Raw genomic sequence first — 3,181 nt, 5'->3', positions numbered from 1 at the left:
CAACTGGATTGGCGGGAAATTCCATTGTCGCATGCGGTGGACACGCTGCATCTGCCGCTTTCAGGTGATCCCGCCGGTGTTGGCATGGGCAATCCGCATTGCGTTTTCTTCGTCTCGGATGCGGAGGCGGTAGATTTGGCCAAAGACGGCGCGCGTTATGAGGTCGACCCACTATTCCCGCAGAAAACCAATGTGGAGTTTGTGTCGGTCCTTGGCACCGATCATCTGCGGATGCGGGTGTGGGAACGCGGTGCCGGGATCACGCTGGCCTGCGGCACCGGGGCTTGCGCGGTGGCTGTGGCTGCACATCGGCGCGGGCTAACCGGGCGCAAGGTGCGGCTTGACCTTGACGGCGGCAGGCTTGAAATCGACTGGCAGAAAGATGGCGTCTGGATGACCGGCCCCGTGGCCCATGTTTTTGATGGCATGCTGACGCCTGAATTTCTGGCCGCACACACATGAGCGCGCCGGTATTTTCCACCCTCGGCTGCCGCCTGAATGCCTATGAGACCGAGGCGATGAAAGAACTGGCGGCGAGCGCCGGCCTGCAAGGCGCGGTGATTGTGAACACCTGCGCCGTGACGGCGGAAGCGGTGCGCAAAGCCAAGCAGGAAATCCGCAAACTCGCCCGCGAAAACCCCGGTGCGGCGATGATCGTGACCGGTTGCGCCGCGCAGACCGAGCCGGAGACTTTCGCCGTCATGCCCGAAGTAACCCGCGTGATCGGCAATAGCGAAAAGATGCAGGCGGAAACGTGGCGCACCCTGCGCGCGCCCGATCTGATCGGCGTGACCGAGAAGATCATGGTCGATGACATCATGTCGGTGAAGGAAACCGCAGGCCATCTGATCGACGGTTTCGGCCGCCACCGCGCCTATGTGCAGGTGCAAAACGGCTGCGATCATCGCTGTACCTTCTGCATCATTCCCTATGGTCGCGGCAATTCCCGCTCCGTCCCGGCGGGCGTGGTGGTCGAACAGATCAAGCGGCTGGTCGATAAAGGCTTTGCCGAGGTGGTGCTGACCGGGGTGGACCTGACGTCCTGGGGGGCGGACCTGCCTGCCGCGCCGCGCCTTGGCGATCTCGTGCTGCGGATCCTGCGGTTGGTGCCGGATCTGGCGCGGCTGCGGATCAGCTCCATCGACTCGATTGAGGTTGACCCCGCGCTGATGCAGGCGATTGCGACTGAGTCCCGCCTGATGCCGCATCTGCACCTGAGCTTGCAGGCGGGCGATGACATGATCCTGAAACGCATGAAACGCCGCCACCTGCGAGACAACGCAATCGCGTTTTGTGAAGAAGCACGGCGTCTGCGCCCGGACATGATCTTTGGTGCCGATATCATCGCAGGCTTTCCGACGGAAACGGATGCGATGTTCGATAATTCATTGAGGTTGATTGCTGATTGCGACCTGACCTTCCTGCACGTCTTCCCGTTCAGCCCACGCAAAGGCACCCCTGCCGCCCGGATGCCGCAACTGCAAGGGCCGGTGATCAAAGACCGCGCGGCTCGTCTGCGCGGTGCGGGTGAACAGGCGCTCCAGCGTCACCTGATTTCCCAAATAGGTCAGTCGCACCGGGTTCTGGTTGAAAGCGCCAACATGGGGCGGACCGAACAATTCACCGAAGTACGTTTCGAAACTCCCCAACCAGAAGGGCGGATCGTTCAAGCGAACATCGCAGGTGCAGACAGAGCACATCTTGTTGGTGAACCTTTCGCTTGAAATTTGACACCTGGAACAGACGACCGCACCTCAGTTGCAAGACGGCTGGCTGGCATCAGACCGTCGAGAGTTTTCTTTGCTATCAAGCGTGACGGACAAACCACTCAACGGCAGGCAGCGGCCCCGGTGGCAGAACGCCCCTTGAGAACGCGATGGTCGGTTGCCCGTGAATAAAGCCGCAGTTTCCTGCATTTCTGATATTGCTGTTTCTCCGGCACAGGCGTATCCCGGCAAGTGGGACACCCTTCCCCAACGAAGGGCATATATCTGTGAGGATACCACATGACAGCTACGACCCCGGCCCTTCGGCCAGAGAATCCACGATTCTCATCCGGACCCTGCGCTAAAATCCCCAATTATTCCCTCGACATGCTGAAGGACGCGCCTTTGGGCCGCTCTCACCGTGCTGCCGTGGGGAAATCCAAACTGGCTGAGGCGATTGACCTGACCGCCGAAGTGTTGGGCCTTCCCGACGGCTACCGCGTCGGCATTGTTCCAGGCTCTGACACCGGCGCGGTGGAGATGGCAATGTGGTCACTGCTCGGCGCGCGCCCGGTGGAGATGCTCGCGTGGGAAAGTTTTGGCGAAGGCTGGGTCACCGATGTGGTCAAACAGTTGAAGCTGGATGCGGTCGTGCGTAAGGCACCCTATGGCGAGATTGTTGATTTCACCCAGGTCAATTTTGACAAGGACGTGGTTTTCACCTGGAATGGCACCACCAGCGGCGTGCGTCTGCCGAATGGCGATGCAATCCCGGCGGAGCGTGCAGGGTTGACGATTTGCGACGCGACCTCCGCGGCCTTCGCGATGGACCTGCCATGGGACAAGCTCGATGTGGTGACGTTTTCCTGGCAAAAAGTGCTGGGCGGCGAAGGCGCGCATGGTGTGATCGTGCTGTCGCCCCGCGCGGTGGAACGGCTGGAAAGCTACACCCCGGCATGGCCGATGCCCAAGATTTTCCGGATGACCAAGGGTGGCAAGCTGATCGAAGGCATTTTCCGGGGGGAGACGATCAATACGCCCTCGATGCTGGCGGTGGAGGATTATCTTGTCTCGCTGAAATGGGCGAAATCCATAGGTGGCCTGCCTGCCCTGGTTGCCCGCGCCAATGCCAATGCGGCGACGGTGGCGGAATTTGTGGCAGGCCATGATTGGATTGAAAACCTTGCGGTTGATCCGGCAACGGCATCGACCACCAGCGTTTGCCTGAAGTTCGTCGACGCGCGCATTGCCGATGGCGCGGCTTTCGCAAAGGCGGTAGCGAAACGGCTGGAAAAGGAAGGCGTGGCCCTTGATATCGGCGCCTATCGTGACGCCCCTCCCGGTTTGCGCATCTGGTGCGGATCAACGGTGGAAACATCGGACGTTGCGGCATTGATGCCGTGGATCGACTGGGCTTTTCACGCGGAAATCGCAACCCTTTGACACGCGGGGCGGTGGGTTGGCTCCCACCCTAC

General features: G+C 60.6%; 3 protein-coding genes. All 3 read left to right on the top strand.

The features are described 5' to 3' along the window. On the top strand, positions 1-462 hold a 462-nt coding region (gene dapF / locus L0H65_RS17120), incomplete at its 5' end, for a diaminopimelate epimerase (protein ID WP_301460437.1). Beyond that, positions 459-1,724 carry a tRNA (N(6)-L-threonylcarbamoyladenosine(37)-C(2))-methylthiotransferase MtaB gene (mtaB, locus tag L0H65_RS17115; RefSeq protein WP_301460436.1) on the top strand — a complete coding sequence of 422 codons (1,266 nt, stop codon included), beginning with the start codon at positions 459-461 and terminating at the stop codon, positions 1,722-1,724. The genes dapF and mtaB, both read left to right, overlap by 4 nt. A 282-nt stretch (positions 1,725-2,006) precedes the next feature. Beyond that, entirely contained in the window at positions 2,007-3,149 is a 1,143-nt protein-coding gene (locus L0H65_RS17110; protein ID WP_301460435.1) for a phosphoserine transaminase, read from the top strand. Positions 3,150-3,181 lie beyond the last annotated feature (32 nt).

This window comes from Pseudorhodobacter sp., from assembly GCF_030452865.1.
GTDB lineage: Bacteria > Pseudomonadota > Alphaproteobacteria > Rhodobacterales > Rhodobacteraceae > Pseudorhodobacter.
Note: the sequence above shows the minus strand (reverse complement) of the source record. Positions and strands in the feature narration are given on the sequence as shown.